1 protein-coding gene is annotated in these 1,027 nt (G+C 57.5%); it reads right to left on the bottom strand.

All coding sequences use genetic code 11. The features are described 5' to 3' along the window. Positions 1-15: 15 nt before the first annotated feature. Positions 16-774, bottom strand: a complete 759-nt coding sequence (locus tag D7231_RS35875; RefSeq protein ID WP_338419916.1) for a DNA cytosine methyltransferase — start codon at positions 772-774, stop codon at positions 16-18. Between the last annotated feature and the right edge of the window lie 253 nt (positions 775-1,027).

Here is a 1,027-nt window from a genome sequence, read left to right as displayed (position 1 = left end):
GACGCTCTTCCGATTTCAGTCATCTTCCCGAACCCGGCGTGTCATGTGGTCGTGAATTACATCGATCTCAGCACCCTGCCGCATGAGCCGGGCGAAAGATGAAAGTTGCTTCGGCTCCCTATAAGACAATTCACGATCGCCTACACGCTGTCGTGGCTTAAAGTTCAGCTTTGGGAGGTCGAAGATCGCATCACGAAGTGATACAAATTGCTCTTGCATTGGCGGCCAATCGAACCGCTCGACATCGTTTCGGGCAAGCAGTATTAGCCTCTTACGATGCTGCGGAACCCCGTACTGCCACGCGTCCACGAGACGCAGCTGAGTTGCATAGCCCAGGTCTTCGAGCTTCTCCTCGATGATGCGAACCACGGCAAAGTCGTCGCCCAAGCCCATGTCAGGTACGTTTTCCATAAGCACGGCTCGAGGTCGAACTCGGGTGACAACGTCCAGGTATGCTCGCCACAGCTGCTTGCGATGGTCTTGTGGGTCCCGTCCGTGATTACGAACCAAGTCACGAATTTTGCTACGCCCGGCACGGCTGAACGGCTGGCAGGGAGGACCACCCGCTACCAAGTCCACTTTGGCGTTTAGTAGGAGGCCTACCAGCCTGTCACGATTTTCCGGATTCCCAAGATCCATGTGCAGGCTGAGCCCGGAGAAGTTTGCGGCGTGAGTTTCCAAGGCACGCTCGTTGTAGTCGACGCCTGCCGCTACAGTCCATCCCGCGCGCTCGATACCGAGACTCAGGCCACCCGCACCAGAGAAGAGGTCCACCGCGAGACGCTCACCTTCGTGACGCTCAAGCCACTCTGCGAAGTCTTCCTCAGTGCAACTGTCGGGATGCCGAGGTAGCGCGAGACAGTCAGACCGCTCTAGGGGAACACCGTACTTCCCCTTTGTCACCGCACAGCCCTCCGTACATGAGAGATCGACGAGCACCAGGAGAGCACACGCAACCACCCGAAGCAATGGCTCTCTCAGGACGAGACACTACTGTGCACACCAGGGCCTCGCCGATCTATCAACA

Origin of the sequence: Streptomyces klenkii (genome assembly GCF_003626645.1) — a bacterium.
GTDB classification, from domain to species: domain Bacteria; phylum Actinomycetota; class Actinomycetes; order Streptomycetales; family Streptomycetaceae; genus Streptomyces; species Streptomyces klenkii.
This window is presented reverse-complemented; position numbering and strand designations above follow the sequence as displayed.